Below are 22,686 nucleotides of genomic sequence, written 5' to 3' on the forward strand. Positions count from 1 at the left end.
GGGAGTCTGCGGACACGGATTTCAGGCAATAAAAAACCCATCAACCTTGAACCAAAGAGGCGGGGTTGATGGGCTCCACAAATTGGGGACATCAAAGAAAAGCAGTGGCACTAATTAAGACTTTGCCCAAGGTAAAAAGTTCGCAATGTCTTAAAAAAATCTTTTTTCTTTGTCTGCGGCACAGATCACAAACCAGGCCATATGATTACGATAAGCGTCCCGGCCAGGGTTAACAACACGTTAGCGATAGCGTAGGTTCCGGCGTAACCCAGTGCCGGGATGTTGCTGCGCGCGGTGTCGCTGATGATTTCCATTGCCGGTGCACAGGTACGTGCCCCCATCATTGCGCCAAACAGCAACGCGCGGTTCATACGTAAAACGTATGCTCCAAACAAGAAGCAGATCACTACCGGAACAAGGCTGACGATAAGCCCGGCAACCAGCATTTGCCCGCCAATCGCACCTAAACCGTTGCCAATGCCGCTGCCTGCGCTTAAACCGACACCCGCCATAAATACCATCAAGCCGAATTCTTTCACCATATTCAGCGCCCCTTGCGGGATGTAGCCGAAAGTAGGGTGGTTGGCTCGCAGGAAGCCCAGCATAATTCCGGCGAACAGTAAGCCTGCTGCATTACCTATGCCAAAGCTAAAAGAGCTGAACTGGAAGGTGATCATGCCGATCATCAAACCAATAATGAAGAAGGCACAGAAAGCGAGCAGGTCGGTAATTTGGCTGTGAATTGAGATAAAGCCAATGCGTTCTGCCACGGTTTTCACGCGTCGGGCGTCACCGCTGACCTGTAAAACGTCGCCTTTGTTGAGCACGATATTGTCGTCAATCGGCATTTCAATTTGGCTACGGATAACGCGGTTGAGGAAGCAGCCATGATCGGTCAGCTTTAATTGGGCCAGTCGGCGGCCAACGGCATTGTGGTTTTTCACCACAATTTCTTCGGTGACGATGCGCATGTCCAGCAGGTCGCGGTCGAAAACTTCTTTACCGTTACGGAAACTTGGGTCGAGGCGGGAATGCGCATCCGGATAGCCTACAAGCGAAATTTCATCGCCTTTTTGTAGTACTGCGTCACCATCCGGGTTTGCCAGAATGCCATTACGACGAATACGTTCAATGTAGCAACCGGTCTGGCGATAGATACCAAGTTCACGCAGATTTTTACCATCAGCCCAGGCGACCAGTTCAGAACCCACGCGGTAGGCTCGAATAACGGGCAGATAAACTTTGCGGGCGGCATCTGTATCTAACCCGCGTTCGCGAGCGATTTGCTGCGCGCTGGTTTGCAAATCCTGGTGCTGAAGTTTTGGTAAATAACGAGCGCCAACAATCAGGCTAACCAGGCCTATCAGATAAGTCAGGGCGTATCCGAGGCTCAGGTTATCCAGTGACGTGGCTAACTGGGCTCCGGCAACACCCGAATGGCGCAAAGTATCACCCGCACCAACCAGCACCGGCGTGGAGGTCATCGAACCTGCGAGCATCCCGGCGGTCAGGCCGATATCCCAGCCAAAGAGTTTCCCCAAACCTAATGCCAGCAGCATGGCGCTGCCAACCATCACGAGGGCCAACATCAGATAATTTTTGCCATCGCGGAAGAAAATTGAAAAAAAGTTTGGCCCAGCTTCCACGCCGACACAGAAAATGAACAGCATGAAACCCAAATTTAGGGCGTCAGTGTTAATCGAAAAATGTTGCTGGCCGAGTATTAAAGAGACCACTAAAACACCAATGGAATTACCCAGTTGGATAGAGCCAAGGCGTAATTTCCCCAGGCATAAGCCCAGGGTCAGAACAACAAATAATAACAGGATGTAATTCCCGCTTAACAAATCTGCGACGTTTATATTCACGAAGGCTAACTTCTTGTTTACTAGTAACTTGTTGAAAGGGATGGTTTTTTGGTTTAAGGTTTCTACTAATGACGACGCAATTTGATGTATTTTCTTTGCATTAAAATATCCAGTGCGCAGACCTGATAATGGCCAGTAGTTTAATCTTTATAAAGATTAACGGCTAGTAAGAATATTATGCTAATTGCGCGATGTATTTTTTTAGCAAGGATTGCTGAAACTTATCTGACTCGGGCAGATTCTGCGTGCAGAACTGTAATTTTAAGTTCTATACCCGTTAGCATTCAAGTTGCAGCCAACACCCATGCTGCTTGAAGGATGACGGTATATAGGCGAGCGTCAGGAGGATGTTTGTTCATGCGTGGACAACGTTGGTTTGGGGTCATTTGCTGCTTCGTGTTGTTTGTTGGCGTGTTTCTTTCTCAGAAATTAATGGCCGCCAACAGCTACCCGGGTGATAAGCACTCAGAGTGGGGAATGTTATTTTTTATCCTGCCTGGTGTTATCGCTAGCGTGTTTTCCCGCCATGGCAGAGTGATCAAACCGCTGATGGGCGCAGTACTGGCTTCACCGCTTTGTCTGCTAATCATTCAATTTTGGTTGTCGCCAACGCGAACGTTCTGGCAAGAAATGGCCTGGATGTTTAGTGCTGTGTTTTGGTGTGCTCTTGGAGCTTTGTGCTACTTGTTTTTACGTAGACTTCTCCGCCGTCAGCGGCGATAAAAAAACGGCTCGGTTGCTTAAACCGAGCCGTTTTTTTTAGTTTGAGGCTTATTCTGCGTTCTGGAACAAACTCAGGTGTTCTTTCGCGTAAGCTTCGAAATCAGTGCAACCACCAATGTGTTTCTGGTCGAGGAAGATCTGTGGAACGGTTTCAACCGGTTTACCGACAGTTTTTTCCAGATCGGCTTTGCTGATGCCTTCTGCATGGATATCAACATAACGGAAGTTGAAGTCGTCACGCTCAGCGGTCAGTTTCTCAGCCAACTCTTTAGCACGAACGCAATATGGGCAGCCTGGGCGGCCAAAAATTACTGCAAACATGGTATCTCCTTCATTTTTTATGGCCGAACGAAGCGGCGTATGGCATCTATAATGCCGCTAACTGTGATGAATGGGAAGAAGGTCTTGCCTGTTAGTCTGATACTCAGCACCTATATTGCGCGGACAAAACTGCTACCGGCCAGGGTATACTCAATCGATTATTGCCTATGGAGACAAGCGGATGCGCTCACTTGGTGCTTTGCCGAAACCGGTGTTAGTCCTTGAAGTTATTGGTATCGCTTTTTTACTGCTTTCATATCTTTCCTTGAATGGTTACGTCGTGTTGCCCGCTCCCATAGGCAGTGCCACTGCGGCCATAGTCATGGTTTTCGTCGGCATTGCGTTGATGATTCCAGCAGCAGCATTTATGGTGTGGGCGATGGCGCAGAATGTGGCACCGCTGCTGACTAAAGGCCAGCCACCCGTCGATAAATCTCTTTCAGAAAAGCCAAAGGATAAACGCAATGACGCCGACCATTGATCTGCTGCGTTCACACCGTTCCATTCGTCGTTTTACCGACGCTCCCATTACAGACGAACAGCGTGCAGCCATTATTGCCAGCGCCCAGGCGGCTTCAAGTTCTAGTTTTTTGCAATGCAGTTCGATTATTCGCATTACCGATAAATCACTGCGTGAACAGCTTGTTGCGCTGACGGGGGGGCAAAAACATGTGGCTCAAGCCGCAGAATTCTGGATATTTTGCGCCGACTTTAACCGCCATTTGCAAATCTGCCCTCAGGCACAGCTCGGTCTGGCAGAGCAATTACTGCTGGGAGTGGTGGATACCGCGCTACTTGCGCAAAACGCTTTTACTGCGGCGGAGTCTCTGGGTTTAGGCGGTGTCTATATCGGCGGTATTCGTAACAGTATCGAGACGGTGACCGAGCTATTAGCTTTGCCAAAGCATGTTCTGCCATTGTTTGGTTTGTGTCTGGGTTGGCCTGATGAAGATCATGACATCAAGCCTCGTATGCCTGCTGCGATGGTAGTGCATGAGAATAGTTATAAGCCCGTCGACGCCGAGGTATTGGCGCAGTATGACGAAGAGATGGCGCAGTACTATCTTTCTCGCGGTAGCAATGCTCGCCGTGACACATGGAGTGATCATATTCGTCGCACCATCATTAAAGAAAACCGTCCTTTCATTCTCGATTATCTGCATAAGCAGGGTTGGGCAACGCGCTAAACTATCAAGCGGTGGCTCCCGCCACCGCCAATCAATACATTTTTACTATCAATCACCCGCCTAAACGGTATTGGTGGTGCGTAGTCGCGAGTCGGTATAACAGAGCTAGCCACACTTTCTGTGATTATTTCGACACGATGACAAGGAACACCCGATGCCGATGACGACTCTTGATAACTCCCCGTTTTACGCCGCAGATATTATCCGTTCACGTATTAATGGCCTGGTGCCACGCGTGGCTTTCATTCTGGGATCCGGGCTTGGCGAATTGGCTGAGAAAATCGAACAACCAGTGGTATTCCCATACGACGAATTGCCTGGATTCCCGGTTAGTACGGTACACGGCCATGCTGGCGAATTAGTGGTTGGTACTCTCGCCGGTGTTCCCGTCGCTTGTATGAAAGGGCGGGGTCACTTTTACGAAGGACGTGGCATGTCTGTGATGACCAATGCGATCCGTACCTTCAAATTGCTCGGTTGTGAAATCCTCTTCTCGACTAACGCGGCGGGTTCACTGCGCCCTGAAGTTGGCCCAGGTCAACTGGTTGCGCTTAACGACCACATTAATACCATGCCGGGTACGCCGACCGTTGGCCCTAACGATGACCGTTTCGGTGAGCGTTTCTTCTCTCTGGCGAACGCTTACGACGCTGATTACCGTGGCATTTTGCAGCATGTGGCTAAAGAGCAGGGCTTCCCACTCACTGAAGGGGTGTTTGTTTCCTATCCTGGCCCAAACTTTGAAACAGCAGCCGAAATTCGCATGATGCAAATCATCGGTGGTGATGTGGTGGGGATGTCAGTGGTGCCTGAAGTGATCAGTGCTCGCCATTGTGGCCTAAAAGTGGTGGCGGTTTCGGCAATCACTAACCTGGCTGAAGGCCTCGGCAGCGTACAGCTTTCCCACGCGCAGACTTTGGCGGCGGCAGCACTTTCGCGTCAGAACTTTATCAATCTGATCTGCGGTTTCCTGGGCAAGCTCGCCTGAGGCCATTCCAACACACCGGGTAAAACACATGGCGATTAACTCTATGGCGATAAAACCTCGCTTGAAAATCATGTTGTTTTTGCAGTATTTCATTTGGGGAGCCTGGCTGGTCACGCTGGGTTCATACATGATTAACACCCTCGGGTTCCGGGGCGCTGATGTGGGCATGGTCTACAGTACCAAAGGTATTGCTGCACTGTTAATGCCGGGGATTGTCGGCATTATTGCCGATAAATGGCTGCCTGCGAATCGTGTGTATGCTCTCTGCCACCTGGTGTGTGCGGCAATGTTGGCCTGGGCGGCCAGCATTAACCAGCCGGGGCTGATGTTTTGGGTGATGCTGGGTAATGCGATGGCATTTATGCCAACGATTGCACTGTCGAATACCATCTCTTATGCCAGTCTCGAAAAGGCAGGGCTGGATACCGTCAGCCATTTCCCGCCGATCCGCGTATTTGGCACCATCGGTTTTATTGCCGCGATGTGGACTGTCAGCCTGATGCGCTTCGAGCTCAGTAATCTCCAGTTATATATTGCTGCGGGCGCTTCTCTGGCGCTGGCTTTGTATTCACTGACTTTGCCAACTATTCCAGTGGTAAAGGGCGGCGTATCTCGCACGTGGGTGAGCCGCCTGGGGTTAGATGCGTTTGTGTTGTTCAAAAACCCGCGCATGGCCGTTTTCTTCCTATTTGCCATGTTGTTAGGTGCGGTTTTGCAAATAACCAATACCTTTGGCAATCCGTTCCTGCATGATTTTGCTCGCCAGCCCGAATTTGCCAATAGCTTCGTAGTGCAATATCCATCGATTCTGCTGTCTGTATCTCAAATGTCCGAAGTGGCGTTTATCCTCACCATCCCATTTTTCCTACGTCGCTTTGGTATCAAACAAGTGATGCTGATGAGTATGGTGGCATGGGTGTTGCGCTTTGCACTTTTTGCCTGGGGCGACCCATCAGCGTTTGGCTTTGTGTTACTGCTGCTCTCGATGGTGGTATACGGTTGTGCCTTCGATTTCTTCAATATTTCCGGTTCGGTCTTTGTGGAACAAGAAGTGGATTCGCGCATTCGCGCCAGTGCTCAAGGGCTGTTCATGACGATGGTTAACGGGATTGGCGCATACGTGGGCGCGATTCTTAGCGGCTACGTGGTGGATTACTTCAGCGTGGACGGTGTGAAAGACTGGACGACCATTTGGCTTGTCTTCGCCGGATATGCGTTGGTGCTGGCGATTATTTTTCACTTTAGTTTCCAGTATCGCCACACGCCTTCGCTTAAGGCTTCGGCACCGCTCGCACATTAAGCGTCGGCTGGATTACAGCGCGTGGCAGGAGTGATAACTTATGGGGCTGCCAGAGCATAGGGAGCCTCATGAGTACTTCACAGCGAACATATCGTACCGATTTAAAACTACTGCGCTATTTTCAGGCGGTAGCGGAAGAGCTGCATTTTGGAAAAGCTGCCGCGCGGCTCAACATGTCGCAACCGCCGCTAAGCTTCCATATCAAAGAATTAGAATCCCAGCTCGGCACCGTTCTGTTTATACGCCATTCCCGTAGCGTCGCCTTGACGTATGCCGGTGAAGTGTTGCTGGAAGAAACCCGGCTGCTGCTCGATAGTGCAAACCAGGCCCTGGCTCGCGTGGAACAAATCGGCCGTGGGGAAGGTGGGCGAATTCATCTGGGTATTGTCGGTACGGCTATTTGGGGTGGTCTGCGTCTGGGGTTACAGCAATTTATCGCCGATTATCCCGCTATCGATATTTTGTTCCGTGAAAAGTCACCAGGTGACCAGCTTGCTTTGATTGACCGTCACGACATTGACGCCGGAATCTGGCGCATGGAAACCAATCCGCCTCCGGGTTTACGCAGCGAAAAACTTCACGACGCTACGTTTTTGGTCGCGTTGCCAGAAAAGCATCCTCTGGCAAAACAATCCGCCATTAATATTGAACAATTGCGCCGTGAAGCCTTTGTCACCATGACGGCAGTGCATTCTGACTGGACTTTTTTGCAGGGTGTTTGCCGCGAGGCTGGGTTTGTCCCACATGTGGTCAGGGAAGCGGTGGAACCGCAAACCGTATTGGCGCTTGTCAGTATTGGAATGGGATTGACCATCATGGCCGACAGCTATGCGCAAATGAACTGGCCGGGTGTCACTTTCCGCCCACTGGCTCAGGCGATCCCCGCCGATCTTTACGTGGTGTACGATCCGCATCATCTGGCTTCCACGACGCGCCATTTAATTGACGTATTAAAACAATCGCCAGGCACATTGCCCATTCGTTGAAATGTCATGGCAGTGCTATGATAACCCCGCTTTCATTATTGGACTGGAAACGCTGAGGTACAGGGTGAAAATCGCCATTTTATCCCGGGATGGAACGCTTTATTCTTGCAAACGTCTACGTGAGGCGGCCTCTCGCCGTGGTCACGTCGTCGAAATCATCGATCCCCTTTCTTGCTACATGAACATCAATCCGGCGGCCCCCTCAGTGCACTATAAGGGACGTCAGCTTCCTCATTATGATGCGGTGATCCCGCGTATCGGTTCTGCTATTACGTTCTACGGCACCGCCGTGTTACGCCAGTTTGAAATGTTGGGCAGTTATCCGCTCAATGAATCGGTGGCGATCACTCGTGCACGTGACAAACTGCGATCGTTACAGTTGATGGCACGTCAGGGGATTGATTTACCGGTGACAGGTTTTGCCCACTCGCCAGATGACACCAGTGATTTAATCGACATGGTTGGTGGTGCGCCGCTGGTGGTGAAGCTGGTGGAAGGGACGCAAGGAATTGGCGTGGTGCTTGCGGAAACACGGCAAGCGGCCGAAAGCGTGATCGACGCATTTCGCGGTCTGAATGCTCACATTCTGGTGCAAGAGTACATAAAAGAAGCCAAGGGCAGGGATATTCGCTGTCTGGTGGTCGGCAACAAAGTAGTGGCAGCTATCGAACGCCAGGCAAAACCAGGGGATTTCCGCTCCAATTTGCACCGTGGGGGGGTTGCGCATCAGGTTACTATTACAGAGCGTGAACGCGAAATTGCCCTGCATGCTGCTGCAACTTTGGGGTTGGATGTGGCTGGTGTCGATATTTTACGTGCCAAACGCGGCCCGCTGGTGATGGAAGTGAATGCGTCACCGGGTCTTGAAGGTATTGAAAAGACCAGCGGTATCGATATTGCGACCTTAATGATCAAGTGGATTGAGCAACAAGCGCAACCCGGTTATTGCCTGAAAACGGGTGGCTAAATTCCAGCATCGGCACCCATGGGTGCATAATCATAGTATGAAGCGCTGTTTTTGCGTAAGCTATGGCGCGACTTCGAGCCTGTTTAGTCAGGCTCTAAATTACCCCCTTTAAAAGAGGCTACGGCATTTATGGATTCACTCGTTGTCCCTACTCTGGACATCTTACGCCGCTGGCTCGATGAAATCGGCGTGACCATTTTCGAGTGCGATACCTGCCAGGCGCTCCATCTGCCACACATGCAGAATTTTGATGGTGTTTACGATGCGAAAATCGATCTGGTCGATAATATCATCTTGTTTTCAGCCCTGGCTGAGGTAAAACCCTCTGCGTTGCTGCCCCTGGCATCCGATCTCTCGTCTATTAACGCCAGTTCGCTGACGGTGAAAGCCTTTTTGGATATCCAGGACGACAATTTACCTAAACTCGTGGTTTGCCAGTCGTTACAGGCCGAAGTTGGAATTACTCGCGAGCAGTTTGCTGCCTTTGTAAAACAGAGTGAAGAGCAAATCTCGATGGTAATTCTGGAAGCTTGCGCGAACCAGTTGCTCTTTATTTCCGACGAAGAAGAGCAAGACAGCACCGTTATTCAAACCCATTTCCTGCACTAATCGTTCCTTTCCTGACCGCAGCGGCTGCCATGTCCGCTGCTCTCCACATATTTTTATTCTGCTTTATTAACCACAACCAGCATGACTCTCGCCACTATGGCCAATTTGGGGCCATACCATAGATGTTTTATGGTTAAAAAATTGATAAAAGTCACTTTTCTGACTGGGCTATAGTCACTAAGTCTGGCTACAGTTATTCTTGCGGAGCGCTTAAAGCGTGCAATGTCTGCTGGGAAGGCGTCAGCCTTTTTTCACGGCAGTTTGAATAGAGATGCATGATTCTTGCATGTCCCAACGGCGAGAAAAAATGCGTAAAAGCTTGATTGCGTAAATTATGCTCGCGAAAGCGAGAATTGCCCTTTATTCAGAAGGAATAGACTATGTTCGCCCAACGTAAAAAATTGCTATCGGGTATGGTGGCGGGTTTGTTGATGACCGTGTCTGCCACCGCGTTTGCCGCTGAACAGAAGACGCTGCACGTTTATAACTGGTCTGATTATATCGCTCCAGATACGTTGGCAAACTTCACCAAAGAAACCGGTATTAAAGTGGTGTACGACGTCTTCGACTCCAATGAGGTTCTGGAAGGGAAGTTGATGGCGGGCAGCACAGGTTACGATCTCGTCGTGCCTTCTTCGCAATTCCTTGAGCGACAGGCTCAGGCCGGTATTTTCCAGCCACTTGATAAGAGCAAACTGCCGAACTACAAAAACCTCGATCCGGAAATGCTTAAGTTGGTGGCGCATAATGACCACGACAATAAATACGGTATTCCGTACATGATGGTCACTACCGGTATTGGTTATAACGTCGAAAAAGTTAAAGCGGCGTTAGGTAAAGACGCGCCAGTTGATAGCTGGGATCTTATTCTGAAACCAGAAAACCTTGAGAAGCTGAAAAGCTGTGGTGTTTCGTTCCTTGATGCGCCAAGTGAGGTTTATGCTAGCGTGCTGCACTATCTGGGCAAAGATCCTAACAGCACCGATCCAAAAGATTACACCGGTGCGGCGAATGATTTGCTGTTGAAATTACGTCCGTCAATTCGTTACTTCCACTCTTCCCAATATATCAACGATTTAGCCAACGGCGATATTTGCGTCGCGATTGGTTGGTCTGGCGATATTCTGCAGGCAGCTAACCGTGCCAAAGAAGCAAAAAATGGCGTGAATATTGCTTATACCATTCCTAAAGAAGGCGCGATGGTGTACTTCGATATGTTCGCTATGACTAATGACGCGAAAAATAAAGACGAAGCGTACCAGTTCCTGAATTACCTGATGCGCCCGGATGTGGTAGCGAATATCAGTAATCACGTTTATTACGCTAACGCGAATAAAGAGTCTACTCCGCTGTTGAATGCAGAGATCCGTGATAACCCAGGAATTTATCCACCGGCTGACGTGCGTGCCAAGTTGTTCACTCAGGGTGTGCAATCGCCAAAAGTGGACCGCGTGATTACCCGGGCGTGGACTAAAGTTAAAACTGGGAAATAGACCTATTTTTTAGTTGTAGGTCGGTTAAGCGCAGCGTCAACCGACAAAAGGTGGATGGCGCTGTCGCTTATCCACCCTACAACATCTCGAAAGAATTGCCGGAGAGCAACATATTGAACGACGCAACACCTCGTCCACACGCGAAAACTCGCAAAGCGCTCACCCCGCTGCTTGAAGTACGCAACCTCACAAAATCCTTCGACGGGCAACACGCCGTTGATGATGTGAATCTCACTATTTATAAAGGCGAAATTTTTGCGCTGCTCGGGCCGTCCGGCTGCGGTAAATCAACACTTTTACGCATGTTGGCAGGCTTTGAGCAACCGAGTGCAGGGCAGATCGTGCTTGATGGCGTCGATCTGTCGCATGTGCCGCCGTACCAGCGCCCGATCAATATGATGTTCCAGTCGTATGCGCTTTTCCCGCATATGACGGTGGAGCAGAACATTGCGTTTGGCCTCAAGCAAGACAAGTTGCCGAAAAATGAAATTACGCAGCGGGTGCAGGAAATGCTGACGCTGGTGCATATGCAAGAGTTTGCCAAACGTAAACCGCATCAGCTTTCTGGTGGGCAACGCCAGCGTGTCGCGTTGGCCAGGAGCCTGGCGAAACGGCCAAAACTGTTACTGCTTGATGAGCCAATGGGGGCGCTGGATAAGAAATTGCGCGACCGCATGCAGCTTGAAGTGGTCGATATTCTAGAGCGTGTCGGCGCAACTTGCGTGATGGTGACACATGACCAGGAAGAAGCGATGACTATGGCGGGGCGTATCGCCATCATGAATCGCGGTAAATTCGAACAAATCGGTGAACCGGAAGAAGTTTACGAATATCCGACGACACGCTACAGCGCTGAATTTATCGGCTCGGTGAATGTCTTTGAAGGCTTGCTGAAAGAACGCCAGGAAGACGGGTTGGTGATTGACAGCCCAGGGCTTGTCCATCCACTCAAAGTTGATGCTGATATTTCCGTGGTCGATGGCGTGCCGGTGTATGTCGCGTTGCGACCGGAAAAAGTGATGTTGTGTGAAGAACCTCCTGCTGACGGCTACAACTTTGCAGTCGGCGAAGTAGTGCATATCGCCTATCTTGGCGACCTGTCTATTTATCATGTTCGCCTGAAAAGCGGCCAGATGATCAGTGCACAGTTGCAGAACGAACATCGTAATCGTAAAGGAATGCCAACATGGGGCGACGAAGTGCGTCTGTGTTGGGATGCTGAAAGTTGTGTGGTTCTGACAGTTTAAGGGGGCGAAATGAGCACGATGACTGAACGCCCGGCTGAGCCACCGGCAAGCGGTTTCAAATTGTGGCTGGCTAAAATGCAAATGCGCCATGGCCGCAAACTGGTGATTGCATTACCGTATTTGTGGCTGATTCTGCTATTCATGCTGCCATTCTTGATTGTCTTCAAGATAAGCTTTGCTGAAATAGCGCGTTCGATTCCGCCGTATACCGATTTGATCACCTGGGCTGACGATCAGATTACCTTCGCGCTGAATCTGGCGAACTATCTCCAGTTAACCGATGATCCGCTATATGCGGAAGCCTATTTACAGTCGTTGCAAGTGGCTGGGGTGTCCACCATTTTCTGTCTGCTGTTAGGTTACCCATTGGCATGGGCGGTGGCGCACAGCAAATCATCGACGCGTAATATTCTGTTGTTGTTGGTCATTTTGCCATCGTGGACATCATTCTTGATCCGCGTGTATGCGTGGATGGGGATCCTGAAAAATAACGGCGTGCTCAATAACGTATTGATGTGGCTGGGCGTTATCGACCAACCGTTGGTGATTCTGCATACCAATCTTGCGGTGTATATCGGTATCGTTTATGCCTACTTGCCATTTATGGTGCTGCCGATTTACACCGCACTGACGCGGCTAGATTACTCGCTCGTTGAAGCCTCTTTAGATTTGGGCGCGCGTCCGCTGAAAACCTTCTTTAGCGTAATCGTGCCGCTGACTAAAGGCGGCATTATTGCCGGTTCGATGCTGGTGTTTATCCCGGCAGTGGGCGAGTTTGTTATCCCTGAACTGCTTGGCGGGCCTGATAGCATTATGATTGGCCGCGTATTGTGGCAAGAATTCTTTAATAACCGCGACTGGCCGGTGGCATCAGCGGTGGCGATAACCATGCTTATCTTGCTGATTGTGCCGATTATGTGGTTCCACAAATACCAGAACAAAACTGCGGGGGACCACGCATGAACAACTTACCGGTAGTGCGTTCACCGTGGCGCATTTTGATTTTGGTGATCGGCTTCACCTTCCTCTACGCGCCAATGTTAATGCTGGTGGTGTACTCCTTTAACAGCTCCAGGCTGGTAACGGTCTGGGCGGGATGGTCGACGCGCTGGTATGTCGAGTTGTTCCATGACTCAGCAATGATGAGTGCCGTGGGGCTGAGCCTGACCATTGCAGCCGCAGCCGCTACGGCGGCGGTGATCCTTGGGACTATCGCCGCAGTGGTGATGGTGCGCTTTGGCAAGTTTCGTGGCTCCACGGGCTTTGCCTTTATGCTCACCGCGCCGCTGGTTATGCCGGACGTCATCACCGGCCTTTCGTTGTTGTTGCTGTTTGTGGCATTAGGGCACGCCATTGGCTGGCCGAGTGACCGCGGCATGCTGACTATTTGGTTGGCACACGTCACGTTCTGTACCGCCTATGTTTCTGTGGTAATTAGTTCCCGTTTGCGGGAACTGGACCACTCAATTGAAGAAGCTGCCATGGACCTGGGCGCGACACCGCTGAAGGTTTTCTTCGTGATCACCGTTCCGATGATCGCTCCGGCGATTGTTTCTGGCTGGCTGTTGGCATTTACCTTATCGCTTGATGATTTGGTGATTGCGAGCTTTGTTTCCGGCCCAGGTGCGACAACCTTGCCGATGCTGGTATTCTCAAGCGTCAGAATGGGGGTTAACCCGGAAATCAACGCGCTGGCATCCATCATTTTGGGCGTTGTTGGTTTTATTGGGTTAATCGCCTGGTGGCTGATGTCGCGAGCAGAAAAGCAGCGTCTGCGCGACATCCAACGTGCAAGGCGTAGCTGAAAGTCTTAAAATCTGATAAAACCCACAGTGCCGCGGAAGACGCGGCACTGTATCGTATGGAACACGAGGTTTGCGGAAATTTTCAGGAAACGAACTCAAACACAGGCAAAATTGAACGCTCCCACATTAGTGCTGGTGGCGGCCATTGCTATTCTAACGACACGCATCCTCGATCTGATGTTGGTTTTCAACTTGCTCGGGGTCAGTGGCGCGCTTGATTTTATTCACCGCAGCGTGCAAACCTGGAGCCTGACGCTGATTTTCCTCGCCAGCCTGGTGATGCTGTGTGTCGAATTACGCTGTGCATTTGTCATTATGAAAGGGCGTAATTGGGGACGCTGGGTATTTCTTGCCACACAGGTTATTTCCGTTAGCTATTTATGGGCGGCGTCACTCGGTTGGGGCTATCCCGAGTTGTTTAGCATTCCAGGTGAGTCAAAACGAGAGATTTTACGTTCACTCATGACGCAAAAACTGCCCGACATTTTGGTGCTATTCTTGTTATTTATCCCTTCGCGAAGTCGGCTTTTTTTCAAACTTCAATGACTGCGTAGTGTTACAATCTGCGTCCAAATTCTTTAGGGCTTAATTATGTACTGCGCGCTATATCAGGCTAATCGTTGCCGTTCTTGTACGTGGATAGAACAGCCGATTTCCGAGCAACTCACCGCCAAAATGAATGAGCTTCAGCAATTGCTGGAGGGTATTGCGGTGAAAAAGTGGTGTGCACCAGTCAGCGGCCCTGAGCACGCATTCCGCAATAAAGCCAAAATGGTGGTCAGCGGTAGCGTAGAAAAACCGTTGCTGGGAATGCTCCATCGCGACGGTACACCTGAAGACTTGACCGAATGCCCGCTTTATCCGGCTTCATTCCAGGCTGTGTTTACCGCACTTAAACCGTTTATCGCGCGTGCGGGGCTGACGCCGTATAACGTGGCGCGTAAACGCGGTGAACTGAAATATCTGCTTATCACTGAAAGCCAGCTAGACGGTGGCATGATGCTGCGTTTTGTACTGCGAAGCGATGCCAAACTGGAACAGTTACGCACCGCATTACCCTGGTTGCAACAACAGCTCCCACAATTAAAGGTTATCTCCGCCAATATTCAGCCAGTGCATATGGCGATTATGGAAGGCGAGCAGGAAATCCCGTTAACCGAACAGCAGGCACTGGAAGAGCAGTTTAACGGTGTGCCACTGTATATCCGCCCGCAAAGTTTCTTCCAGACCAACCCGACGGTCGCGGCATCTTTGTATGCCACGGCACGCGAATGGGTACACGGGTTGCCAGTCAAACATATGTGGGATTTGTTCTGCGGGGTAGGCGGGTTTGGCCTGCATTGCGCAACGCCGGAGATGAAACTGACCGGAATTGAAATTTCCCCTGAGGCTATTGCCTGTGCACGTCAGTCGGCGGAAAAACTGGGATTAACCGATATTCACTTCCAGGCGCTGGATTCAACGAAATTTGCCACTGAACAGCAAGATGTTCCTGACCTGGTATTAGTGAATCCGCCACGGCGTGGCATTGGCCAGGCGTTGTGTTATTTCCTTAATAACATGGCCCCGCAATACATTATCTATTCAAGCTGCAATGCGCAGACGATGGCGCGGGATATAGCGTCGCTGGCGGGATATCGGGTAGAACGCGTGCAATTGTTCGATATGTTCCCGCACACCGCACATTACGAGGTGTTAGCCCTGTTGGTGCGCGGGTAGTTTTCCCCTCACCCTAACCCTCTCCCCCAAGGCGAGGGGACTGGCTGGTTTCTCCCTCTCCGGTGGGCTGTCTCTTATACACAACTCACCCTGGCAATTTTGTCAGGGTAAGATCTGTTAGCCTCGCAGGTTTTCCGTTCACCCGTGCGTTCAGTTATCTCTGTAATTCCCGCAAACGGTGCGACTGAAGCCAGGAACAAGGTCAAAACCGGTCTGGCTTTTGACTTTGACCTTGAATTTCGGGTCCGGCTTAAATCGCCTCCATTTTGACTCCAGGTGGCAGGGTCCAGCCGTCGGGAACGGCTGGAGGGCGCGATCGTCTGGAACGAATCGCAACCGACCCTGACACGGAGGCAAAATGGAGGTTTACCGCTTGCGGCGATTTATTTGCCGGGAGTCCGGGTTCTTAGGGTGGCGACGGTGGCCACCCTAAGACGTTCACCGGTTCAGTCGCGACATAAACACGCTGTCGCCTGGTGAACGGAACCTTCTCCGGCTTGGCAGGAACCGTCCCTCAAAGTTGTGTATAAGAGACAGCTCCTGTGGGAGAGGGCAGGGTGAGGGCAATAATTACTGCGGGAACCACTGCTCACTAATCTTCTGATACGTCCCGTCAGCTTTAATTGCCGCCAGTGCCGTATTCAGTTTAGTTAACAGCGCCTGGTTATCCGGACGCACCGCAATACCCAGCCCAGTTCCGAAGTATTCTGCATCGGTCACATGCTCACCGACGGTGCCTAGCTGCGGGTTAGTTTTCAGCCACTCATTTACCACTGCTGTGTCACCAAACACCCCATCAATACGGCCATTCTTCAGGTCGATAATCGCATTCTGGTAGCTATCGTAAGAAACCGTTTTAATTTCAGGATGTTTTTCCTGGAGATATTTCTGGTGTGTGGTGCCATTTTCCATCCCGATACGTTTGCCTTTCAGTTCGTCAAAAGATTTAAACGCACCTTTTTTGGCAATCACAACCGCCGAGTTGGCGTAGTACGGCGTGGTGAAGGAAACTTGTTTGCTACGCTCAGGCGTAATGTCCATGCCTGAAATCACCGCGTCATATTTGCGGAATTTAAGCGACGGGATCAGGCTGTCAAACGCGTGGTTTGTGAATGTGCATTCAGTCTGCATTTGTTTGCATAAAGCTTTCGCCAAATCGATATCAAAACCGACAATCTGATTGTTGGCATCAAGCGATTCAAATGGCGGATAAGTGGCCGAAGAGCCAAAGTTGATTTTATCTGCTGCGGCCACGCTAAATGCGGCTGTAGCGAACATAGCGGCCAAAATAAACTTCTTCATGTGTGTTGCTCCCGTCTGTCGTGTTTTATTGTTTGCACCGTTTCCCGGTGTCAAAAAATCATGCCAGTAAATGAATTTATATGCAAATAAAACGTATAATTATATTTATATGGGTGCAAAAAAGGCGGGGAGTCCCCGCCTTTATGATTCATTAACGATCTCTTAGTTACGGCGTTCGAACGCCAATGCGCGGCGCTCTATCACTCGCATTAGCAGCGTCAGTAATCCGTTAACGACCAGATAAACCAGACCAGCAGCCCCGAATACCATCACATCGTAAGTGCGTCCGTACAGCAGTTGCCCGTGCCCCATCACTTCCATTAGCGTAATGGTGTACGCCAGAGAAGTACTTTTAAACACTAAAACCACTTCGTTCGAGTAAGAAGAAAGTGCGCGTTTAAATGCATAAGGCAGCAAAATCGCCAGGGTGTCTTTCTTGCTCATACCCAAAGCACAGCATGACTGCCACTGCCCATCAGGGATAGCGCGGATCGCACCGTAAAATAGTTGTGTTGTATAGGCTGCACTGTTCAACGACAGCGCAATCAATGCGCACAACCACGGTTCAGAAAGCAGGTGCCACAAAACTGGGTAATTCTGAATCGCCGGAAATTGACCTGGGCCGTAGTAAATCAGGAAGATTTGCACCAGCAAAGGCGTACCGGTAAACAGAGTAATGTAGACACGCACAAAGTGAACCAGCACTGGTGTTTTCAGCGTCAGAACGATGGTGAAAAACAGCGATAAAATCAGCGCGACGACAATCGATGCCACGGTGAGAGTCAGGCTGGTGTGCAGGCCTTTAAACAATTCTGGTAAATACTCAAGCATCAGCCAGGCCTCCGTTCAAAACGTGTCGCTCGCTGGTCAATACGCTTGAGAACGTACTGGCTAATAAGGGTGATCACGAGGTAGATGGCTGCCGCTACTACATACCAGGTAAATGGCTCCTGAGTACGGGTGGCGATGCTTTTAGTTTGTAGCATCAAATCATTAACGCTAATCAGCGAAACCAGTGCGGTATCTTTCAGTAAAACTAACCACTGATTACCTAAACCCGGTAACGCATGACGCCACATTTGCGGCATCACCAGACGGAAGAAAATTGCAGCTTTCGACAGGCCTAAAGCCTGGCCGGATTCCCATTGCCCAATTGGCACGGCTTTGAGTGCACCACGCAAAGTCTGCGAAGCATAAGCCGAATAGAGCAGGGAAAGCGCAATCACGCCGCACAAGAACGGGCTGACATCGAAATTCTCAATTTGTAATTGGATGGGGATTTGTACAAAACCGAGGTTGAGGACAAAACCATCCGAGAGGATCAGCAGTAGCTGTGAGGAGCCGAAATAAATAAACAGCACCACCAGAATTTCAGGCAGGCCGCGCAGCACCGTTACCAGAGCTGAACCCAGCCAGGCAATTGGGCGCCATTTCGCAGACTCCCATACGGCGAAAACCATCGCCAGAGCCAGGCCGATTGCCAGCGCACAAACGGCAAGGCCGACGGTCATCCCGGCGGCGCTCGCTAAAGGAAACATTTCGTTCATTCAGATTACTTCTGGAACCATTTTTCGTAGATGGTCTGATAAGTCCCATCTTTCTTCACTTTTTCCAGCGCCGTGTTGAACTTAGCCTGTAAATCAGTGTTGCCCTGACGAACCGCGATGCCCAGACCGGTACCGAAGTAACCTTTGTCTGTCACTTTATCGCCAATAGCGGCCAGTTTTGGTTCAGCTTTCAGCCATTCGGTCACGACAGCTGTGTCACCAAATACCGCGTCGATACGGCCATTTTGCAGATCCAGTTTCGCGTTCTGGTAGCTATCGTAAGGAACGGTAGTGATTTCCGGATGTTTATCCATGATGAATTTCTGGTGCGTGGTGCCGTTCTGTACGCCAACTTTCTTGCCTTTCAGCGCCGCAATATCAGCAACTTTGCCTTTCTGGCCGATAAACAATGCAGAGTTATCGTAGTAAGGGGTGCTGAACAGAACTTGTTTTTCACGCTCTGGAGTGATGTCCATACCGGCCATAACCGCGTCGATACGACGGAATTTCAGGCTTGGGATCAGGCTGTCAAAAGACTGGTTTGAGAAAGTGCAGGTTGCATCAATTTCTTTACACAGTGCGTTTGCTAAATCGACATCAAAACCAACGATTTTATTGCTGGCATCCATAGATTCAAACGGAGGGTAAGACGCTTCCGTAGCAAAACGAATCGTTTGTGCAGCCGTCGCGGAAAGGCTCAGGCTGGCTAATAATGTGGCAAGCAGAACTTTTTTCATGGTTATTTTCCCGGATACATCAGTGTGACAGATAGAATTTAAACGCTTCGGTCTGTGGTTTTGCGAAACAACTCGCATCACCTTGTTCAACGATGTGGCCATTTTCCATGTAAACCACGCGGCTTGCGGTTTTACGCGCAACTTCCACTTCGTGGGTCACGATGACCTGAGTGATGTTGGTTTCAGCCAACTCACGAATAATGCTGACGATTTGTGCGGTGATTTCTGGGTCCAGCGCTGCGGTTGGTTCATCAAACAGCAGAATCTGTGGTTCCATCATCAATGCTCGGGCAATCGCGACACGCTGCTGCTGGCCACCGGAAAGGTGGAGAGGATAGCGGTCCATGTAAGGTTTCAGGCGTAAACGCTCAAGCAGTTTATCTGCACGAAGGCGGGCTTCATCTTTGCTGATCCCAAGGACGCGGCAAGGCGCTTCCATCAGGTTTTGCAGCACAGTGAGGTGAGGCCAAAGATTGTATTGCTGGAACACCATGCCCACATTGCGACGTAACTCACGAATGGCTTTATCGCCAGGCGCTTTTGTAAAGTCGAAATGGTTGTCTGCAATGGTGAGTTGCCCGGAGCGCGGCATCTCAAGCAGGTTGAGTACGCGCAAAAGCGAGCTTTTGCCTGCGCCGCTTGGACCAAGCAGCACCAGCGTTTCGCCCTGTGGGCAACTAAGGGTGATATCGAACAGCGCTTGATGTGCGCCGTAAAAACAATTAATGCCGTTTAGTTGAATACTCATGCGCATAACTTGAATAGCAATTGAAGCCGCAAAGGGTACCTTTAACAGAATAGTTATGCAATCTTTGTGCGTTAAAACCTAAAAATAACTACTCCCACGCCTTAAAGGTAGCACAATATAGCGGGGCGGGAGGGGGGCAAGAATAAATGTCGGAGTTATCAGAAAATTCCAGACTATTTACATGGGTTACCTTACCTCTCCCGCAGGGAAAATTACTCGGTTTCTATTGCCTGACGCAGGCTGCCAGAAGGCGCATGGCTGTTTATCCCGAGATAACGCACGTCATCGACCGCCCAGCACTGGCCTGCACGAATCATCAGCACCTCATCTTGCCAGCTTTGACTGCCTTTTGTGAGGTCCACTCGTAGCGGGATATTGCGCGCATCGGTGTTAGGAATAGTTGACGAAGAAGCCACTGTTGCACTGTCTGCGCCATCTGCGTTGCTGGTAAACATGTTGCTGCGCATAAATTCATTTTGTGCATTTGGCGAAGCGCTGGCTTTTTGCATTTGTGCAGCAAGGTCATCACTCAGATACGGACGCAAGCCGCTAATGGCGCTGCTGCCCTGAGTTTTATGGCTTATTTGATAGTCGTAAAATTTCTGCGCCACGCTATCCGGGCCACCTTCAATACAAGGGCCGTTGCGAGTACCAATATCTTTAAACGCGGGTGTTACGGGGGTAGTACAGGCCGTGAGGAACATCGCGCACGGAAGAAGAACCAAAACTGAGCTGCGCATTTTTATTTCCTTATTTTCTCAGGAGGACTAACTTAGCATAGCGTATCGCTGTCAAAATGCGTGGCAGGTTCTACGCTAAGATATTGATCCAAAGAGAGGAGAAGCTTATGCAGTTTACAACGACCCCTACGCTCGAAGGGCAGAGCATCACAGAGTATTGTGGCGTGGTGACAGGGGAGGCGATTCTGGGCGCCAATATTTTTCGCGACTTTTTCGCTGGAGTCCGCGATATCGTCGGTGGCCGTTCCGGTGCATACGAAAAAGAGTTGCGTAAAGCGCGTGAAATCGCGTTTAGAGAATTGCAGGAACAAGCAGAAAGTTTGGGCGCTAATGCCGTGGTCGGTATCGATATTGACTACGAAACCGTGGGAAAAGAAGGGAGCATGCTGATGGTGAGCGTCACCGGTACTGCGGTGAAAACGCAACGATGAAAGGCCGTCTAGCCACATTTTTAATCGCGATTTTGCTGGCGGGGTGTGCCAGCAAACCTCAAGTTGCCGATAAAACCGTTGTTGATAAAGGCGATTTTAAAGTCGACACCAGCCACACTGCGCGGGCAGCTTATCCACGTGTGAAAGTGTTGGTTATTCACTACACCGCCGATGATTTTGCCGGTTCGTTATCCACGTTGACTGACCAAAATGTCAGTTCTCACTACTTGATACCCGATACGCCACCGACATCCGGCGGCAAACCGGTTATCTGGCAACTGGTGCCTGAAAGTGAACTGGCGTGGCATGCCGGGGTAAGTTTCTGGCGTGGTGCCACCCGCATTAATGACACCTCGATTGGTATTGAACTGGAGAATAAAGGTTTCACGCGCCAGGGCCGCGCAAAGCAGTTCTATCCGTTCAATGCGCCGCAGATCTCGGTGCTGGAGAAACTGGCGAAAGTGATTATCGCTCGCTATCAAATCCAGCCGCAAAACGTGGTCGCACATGCGGATATTGCCCCGCAGCGTAAAGTTGATCCTGGCCCGTTATTCCCGTGGCAGCAACTGGCACAGCAGGGTGTGGGTGCCTGGCCGGATGCTAACAGAGTTGCCTTTTATCTGAATGGCCGTGGTCCGTACCAACCGGTGGATAAACGAGGTTTGCTTGATTTACTATCGCGTTATGGTTATCAGGTGACGCCTGAAATGACGTCGGAGCAGCAAAAGAGAGTGATTCAGGCTTTCCAGATGCACTTCCGTCCAAAAGAATATTCTGGCCAGCCGGATGCGCAAACGGAGGCAATTGCAGAAGCGTTACTTGAGAAATACGGGCAGGGGTAAACTCGTTATCCTTCAAGCTGCAATCAATACTACTGCGGCTTGAAGGATGGCGGGTCTGGTTAGCGGTGCAACGTACCGTGGTCGCGTAACCACAGCGCGGTACGCCGAATGCCTTCATCTAACGTCACAATCGGCTGATAACCCAATTCTGTTTCTGCACGTGTGGTATCCAGCGTTAAATCAAAATTAAGTTTCGATACACCATAATGCGTTAGTGCAGGTTCCTTGGCGGATTTGTCGCCAAAACGCTCCATGCTGCGAGCGATAATATCCAGCATCGGATACGGAACAGAGCGAATGCGGCACTTAATCTCTAAGTCATCAATCAGCTTTTGCACGATAACGCGCAACGGGCGAGCTTCCATATTGGTGATGTTATACGCGCGCCCCGAGGGTAACGATTCGCAACGCTGAGAGGCGAGCCACATCGCATGCACCGCATTCTCAAGATAAGTCATATCCACCATCGCATCGCCGCCGCGTGGCAACAAAACGCTGCCGTAGTGGCGCATCATATGCACCAGGCGTGGGAAAAAGACTTTGTCATGGGGGCCAAACAAACTTTGCGGGCGCAAAATGGTGAAGCGTGTGTGCGGGTTTGATTGCGCTAACAGCTGAATCACTTCTTCACTGGCGGCCTTACTGCGGGCAAATTCGTTAGCAAAGCGGACAGGGCGAAATTCTTCGCTGATATTGCGATGGTGGTGGTAATCAAAGTAGAGCGACGGCGAGGAAATATGCACGAAGTTACGTACACCCCAGGCAACGGCCCATTCACCTAAGCGACGAGTGGCACGGACGTTAGCCAGATCGAACGCTTGCTGAGTCCCCCACGGTGAGGTGAAGCTCGAGCAATGCCAAAGCGTATCGACATCAGCCAGCATTACCTTGGCCTGCGAGGAAACCAATTCGGTAAGGTCAGCGTGAATAAACTCTGCACCCATTTTTTCCAGCAGTTTACCCATGGCTTCATTGCGCCCGGTAGCCCGAACGCTGATGCCTTTAGCGCAAAGAAACTCGACCGCGTTTCGGCCTAAGCCGCTGGTGGCGCCCGTTACCAGTACCTTCATGTCAACCAACTCATGATAATTGAGATTTACGCTGCGCATTTTTCCGTGAAATGGCA

Annotated in this window: 25 protein-coding genes; 16 read left to right on the forward strand and 9 right to left on the reverse strand. The window is 50.5% G+C overall.

Going from position 1 to position 22,686, the window contains the following annotated elements:
* Window positions 1-185: 185 nt before the first annotated feature.
* Entirely contained in the window at window positions 186-1,868 is a 1,683-nt protein-coding gene (locus tag EC843_RS14770; RefSeq protein ID WP_064548347.1) for an aspartate:alanine antiporter, read from the reverse strand.
* A gap of 357 nt (window positions 1,869-2,225) precedes the next feature.
* Between EC843_RS14770 and EC843_RS14775 the strand changes: the two genes are divergently transcribed.
* The gene (locus tag EC843_RS14775) at window positions 2,226-2,591 is read left to right on the forward strand and encodes an inner membrane protein YbjM (protein WP_064548345.1); all 366 of its coding nucleotides are present in this window, start codon (window positions 2,226-2,228) and stop codon (window positions 2,589-2,591) included.
* A 48-nt stretch (window positions 2,592-2,639) separates the two neighbouring features.
* On the opposite strand, the gene EC843_RS14780 is transcribed toward EC843_RS14775, so the two are convergent.
* Window positions 2,640-2,912, reverse strand: a complete 273-nt coding sequence (locus tag EC843_RS14780) for a GrxA family glutaredoxin (RefSeq protein WP_034456459.1) — start codon at window positions 2,910-2,912, stop codon at window positions 2,640-2,642.
* Between the two features lie 181 nt (window positions 2,913-3,093).
* Between EC843_RS14780 and EC843_RS14785 the strand changes: the two genes are divergently transcribed.
* The 13 genes from EC843_RS14785 to rlmC all read left to right on the forward strand — a co-directional run bounded on the left by EC843_RS14785 (window position 3,094) and on the right by rlmC (window position 15,213).
* The gene (locus EC843_RS14785; RefSeq protein WP_064548343.1) at window positions 3,094-3,393 is read left to right on the forward strand and encodes a YbjC family protein; all 300 of its coding nucleotides are present in this window, start codon (window positions 3,094-3,096) and stop codon (window positions 3,391-3,393) included.
* Window positions 3,377-4,099: an oxygen-insensitive NADPH nitroreductase gene (gene nfsA, locus EC843_RS14790; RefSeq protein WP_133522481.1), complete on the forward strand. Its 723-nt coding sequence runs from the start codon at window positions 3,377-3,379 to the stop codon at window positions 4,097-4,099. Before EC843_RS14785 ends, nfsA begins: the two co-directional genes overlap by 17 nt.
* A gap of 154 nt (window positions 4,100-4,253) precedes the next feature.
* Entirely contained in the window at window positions 4,254-5,087 is an 834-nt protein-coding gene (xapA, locus tag EC843_RS14795; protein ID WP_064548339.1) for a xanthosine phosphorylase, read from the forward strand.
* 43 nt (window positions 5,088-5,130) lie between these two features.
* Window positions 5,131-6,387: a nucleoside permease gene (locus tag EC843_RS14800; RefSeq protein WP_133522562.1), complete on the forward strand. Its 1,257-nt coding sequence runs from the start codon at window positions 5,131-5,133 to the stop codon at window positions 6,385-6,387.
* A 68-nt stretch (window positions 6,388-6,455) separates the two neighbouring features.
* Window positions 6,456-7,373 carry a LysR family transcriptional regulator gene (locus EC843_RS14805; RefSeq protein ID WP_064548335.1) on the forward strand — a complete coding sequence of 306 codons (918 nt, stop codon included), beginning with the start codon at window positions 6,456-6,458 and terminating at the stop codon, window positions 7,371-7,373.
* 64 nt (window positions 7,374-7,437) lie between these two features.
* On the forward strand, window positions 7,438-8,340 hold the full coding sequence (rimK, locus tag EC843_RS14810) for a 30S ribosomal protein S6--L-glutamate ligase (protein WP_064548418.1): 903 nt from the start codon (window positions 7,438-7,440) through the stop codon (window positions 8,338-8,340).
* Window positions 8,341-8,469: 129 nt separating this feature from the next.
* Entirely contained in the window at window positions 8,470-8,949 is a 480-nt protein-coding gene (locus EC843_RS14815; RefSeq protein WP_064548332.1) for a YbjN domain-containing protein, read from the forward strand.
* A 380-nt stretch (window positions 8,950-9,329) separates the two neighbouring features.
* The gene (gene potF, locus EC843_RS14820; RefSeq protein ID WP_064548331.1) at window positions 9,330-10,442 is read left to right on the forward strand and encodes a spermidine/putrescine ABC transporter substrate-binding protein PotF; all 1,113 of its coding nucleotides are present in this window, start codon (window positions 9,330-9,332) and stop codon (window positions 10,440-10,442) included.
* Between the two features lie 113 nt (window positions 10,443-10,555).
* Complete coding sequence (potG, locus tag EC843_RS14825) at window positions 10,556-11,689, forward strand: putrescine ABC transporter ATP-binding subunit PotG (protein WP_157092963.1); 1,134 nt, start codon at window positions 10,556-10,558, stop codon at window positions 11,687-11,689.
* Window positions 11,690-11,698: 9 nt separating this feature from the next.
* Window positions 11,699-12,652, forward strand: a complete 954-nt coding sequence (gene potH / locus EC843_RS14830) for a putrescine ABC transporter permease PotH (protein ID WP_133522482.1) — start codon at window positions 11,699-11,701, stop codon at window positions 12,650-12,652.
* A complete protein-coding gene (gene potI, locus EC843_RS14835) occupies window positions 12,649-13,494 on the forward strand; it encodes a putrescine ABC transporter permease PotI (protein WP_133522483.1) in 846 nt (281 codons plus the stop codon). The genes potH and potI overlap by 4 nt, the downstream gene beginning before the upstream one ends.
* A 51-nt stretch (window positions 13,495-13,545) precedes the next feature.
* Window positions 13,546-14,040, forward strand: coding sequence for a YbjO family protein (locus tag EC843_RS14840; RefSeq protein WP_064548414.1), 495 nt, complete (start codon window positions 13,546-13,548; stop codon window positions 14,038-14,040).
* 45 nt (window positions 14,041-14,085) lie between these two features.
* Window positions 14,086-15,213 carry a 23S rRNA (uracil(747)-C(5))-methyltransferase RlmC gene (gene rlmC / locus EC843_RS14845; protein ID WP_133522484.1) on the forward strand — a complete coding sequence of 376 codons (1,128 nt, stop codon included), beginning with the start codon at window positions 14,086-14,088 and terminating at the stop codon, window positions 15,211-15,213.
* Window positions 15,214-15,783: 570 nt separating this feature from the next.
* Here rlmC and artJ read toward each other — a convergent pair.
* The 6 genes from artJ to EC843_RS14875 all read right to left on the reverse strand — a co-directional run bounded on the left by artJ (window position 15,784) and on the right by EC843_RS14875 (window position 20,287).
* On the reverse strand, window positions 15,784-16,515 hold the full coding sequence (gene artJ / locus EC843_RS14850) for an arginine ABC transporter substrate-binding protein ArtJ (protein WP_064548310.1): 732 nt from the start codon (window positions 16,513-16,515) through the stop codon (window positions 15,784-15,786).
* 162 nt (window positions 16,516-16,677) lie between these two features.
* Complete coding sequence (artM, locus tag EC843_RS14855) at window positions 16,678-17,346, reverse strand: arginine ABC transporter permease ArtM (RefSeq protein WP_133522485.1); 669 nt, start codon at window positions 17,344-17,346, stop codon at window positions 16,678-16,680.
* Entirely contained in the window at window positions 17,346-18,062 is a 717-nt protein-coding gene (gene artQ, locus EC843_RS14860; RefSeq protein ID WP_133522486.1) for an arginine ABC transporter permease ArtQ, read from the reverse strand. Before artQ ends, artM begins: the two co-directional genes overlap by 1 nt.
* A 5-nt stretch (window positions 18,063-18,067) precedes the next feature.
* Window positions 18,068-18,799: an arginine ABC transporter substrate-binding protein ArtI gene (artI, locus tag EC843_RS14865; protein WP_064548301.1), complete on the reverse strand. Its 732-nt coding sequence runs from the start codon at window positions 18,797-18,799 to the stop codon at window positions 18,068-18,070.
* A gap of 19 nt (window positions 18,800-18,818) precedes the next feature.
* Entirely contained in the window at window positions 18,819-19,547 is a 729-nt protein-coding gene (artP, locus tag EC843_RS14870; RefSeq protein WP_064548321.1) for an arginine ABC transporter ATP-binding protein ArtP, read from the reverse strand.
* Between the two features lie 212 nt (window positions 19,548-19,759).
* A complete protein-coding gene (locus tag EC843_RS14875; protein WP_064548299.1) occupies window positions 19,760-20,287 on the reverse strand; it encodes a lipoprotein in 528 nt (175 codons plus the stop codon).
* Window positions 20,288-20,394: 107 nt separating this feature from the next.
* On the opposite strand from EC843_RS14875, the gene EC843_RS14880 reads away from it, so the two are divergent.
* A complete protein-coding gene (locus tag EC843_RS14880; protein ID WP_064548296.1) occupies window positions 20,395-20,718 on the forward strand; it encodes a heavy metal-binding domain-containing protein in 324 nt (107 codons plus the stop codon).
* Window positions 20,715-21,560, forward strand: a complete 846-nt coding sequence (locus EC843_RS14885) for an N-acetylmuramoyl-L-alanine amidase (RefSeq protein WP_064548294.1) — start codon at window positions 20,715-20,717, stop codon at window positions 21,558-21,560. Before EC843_RS14880 ends, EC843_RS14885 begins: the two co-directional genes overlap by 4 nt.
* Window positions 21,561-21,619: 59 nt before the next feature.
* On the opposite strand, the gene EC843_RS14890 is transcribed toward EC843_RS14885, so the two are convergent.
* Complete coding sequence (locus tag EC843_RS14890) at window positions 21,620-22,630, reverse strand: NAD(P)-dependent oxidoreductase (protein WP_064548319.1); 1,011 nt, start codon at window positions 22,628-22,630, stop codon at window positions 21,620-21,622.
* Between the last annotated feature and the right edge of the window lie 56 nt (window positions 22,631-22,686).

The organism is Buttiauxella sp. JUb87, from assembly GCF_004361975.1.
In the GTDB taxonomy this organism is placed as follows: Bacteria; Pseudomonadota; Gammaproteobacteria; order Enterobacterales; family Enterobacteriaceae; genus Buttiauxella; species Buttiauxella ferragutiae.

Bases quoted from the DNA above. Each gene is read 5' to 3' on its own strand.
- EC843_RS14880 (WP_064548296.1), top strand. From the start codon at position 20,395: ATGCAGTTTACAACGACCCCTACGCTCGAAGGGCAGAGCATCACAGAG.
- artI (WP_064548301.1), bottom strand. From the start codon at position 18,799: ATGAAAAAAGTTCTGCTTGCCACATTATTAGCCAGCCTGAGCCTTTCC.
- EC843_RS14875 (WP_064548299.1), bottom strand. From the start codon at position 20,287: ATGCGCAGCTCAGTTTTGGTTCTTCTTCCGTGCGCGATGTTCCTCACG.
- EC843_RS14890 (WP_064548319.1), bottom strand. From the start codon at position 22,630: ATGAAGGTACTGGTAACGGGCGCCACCAGCGGCTTAGGCCGAAACGCG.
- potI (WP_133522483.1), top strand. From the start codon at position 12,649: ATGAACAACTTACCGGTAGTGCGTTCACCGTGGCGCATTTTGATTTTG.
- artJ (WP_064548310.1), bottom strand. From the start codon at position 16,515: ATGAAGAAGTTTATTTTGGCCGCTATGTTCGCTACAGCCGCATTTAGC.
- nfsA (WP_133522481.1), top strand. From the start codon at position 3,377: ATGACGCCGACCATTGATCTGCTGCGTTCACACCGTTCCATTCGTCGT.
- EC843_RS14800 (WP_133522562.1), top strand. From the start codon at position 5,131: ATGGCGATAAAACCTCGCTTGAAAATCATGTTGTTTTTGCAGTATTTC.
- EC843_RS14805 (WP_064548335.1), top strand. From the start codon at position 6,456: ATGAGTACTTCACAGCGAACATATCGTACCGATTTAAAACTACTGCGC.
- artM (WP_133522485.1), bottom strand. From the start codon at position 17,346: ATGCTTGAGTATTTACCAGAATTGTTTAAAGGCCTGCACACCAGCCTG.
- potF (WP_064548331.1), top strand. From the start codon at position 9,330: ATGTTCGCCCAACGTAAAAAATTGCTATCGGGTATGGTGGCGGGTTTG.
- EC843_RS14785 (WP_064548343.1), top strand. From the start codon at position 3,094: ATGCGCTCACTTGGTGCTTTGCCGAAACCGGTGTTAGTCCTTGAAGTT.
- artP (WP_064548321.1), bottom strand. From the start codon at position 19,547: ATGAGTATTCAACTAAACGGCATTAATTGTTTTTACGGCGCACATCAA.
- EC843_RS14780 (WP_034456459.1), bottom strand. From the start codon at position 2,912: ATGTTTGCAGTAATTTTTGGCCGCCCAGGCTGCCCATATTGCGTTCGT.
- xapA (WP_064548339.1), top strand. From the start codon at position 4,254: ATGCCGATGACGACTCTTGATAACTCCCCGTTTTACGCCGCAGATATT.
- artQ (WP_133522486.1), bottom strand. From the start codon at position 18,062: ATGAACGAAATGTTTCCTTTAGCGAGCGCCGCCGGGATGACCGTCGGC.
- rlmC (WP_133522484.1), top strand. From the start codon at position 14,086: ATGTACTGCGCGCTATATCAGGCTAATCGTTGCCGTTCTTGTACGTGG.
- potH (WP_133522482.1), top strand. From the start codon at position 11,699: ATGAGCACGATGACTGAACGCCCGGCTGAGCCACCGGCAAGCGGTTTC.
- EC843_RS14815 (WP_064548332.1), top strand. From the start codon at position 8,470: ATGGATTCACTCGTTGTCCCTACTCTGGACATCTTACGCCGCTGGCTC.
- EC843_RS14885 (WP_064548294.1), top strand. From the start codon at position 20,715: ATGAAAGGCCGTCTAGCCACATTTTTAATCGCGATTTTGCTGGCGGGG.
- EC843_RS14775 (WP_064548345.1), top strand. From the start codon at position 2,226: ATGCGTGGACAACGTTGGTTTGGGGTCATTTGCTGCTTCGTGTTGTTT.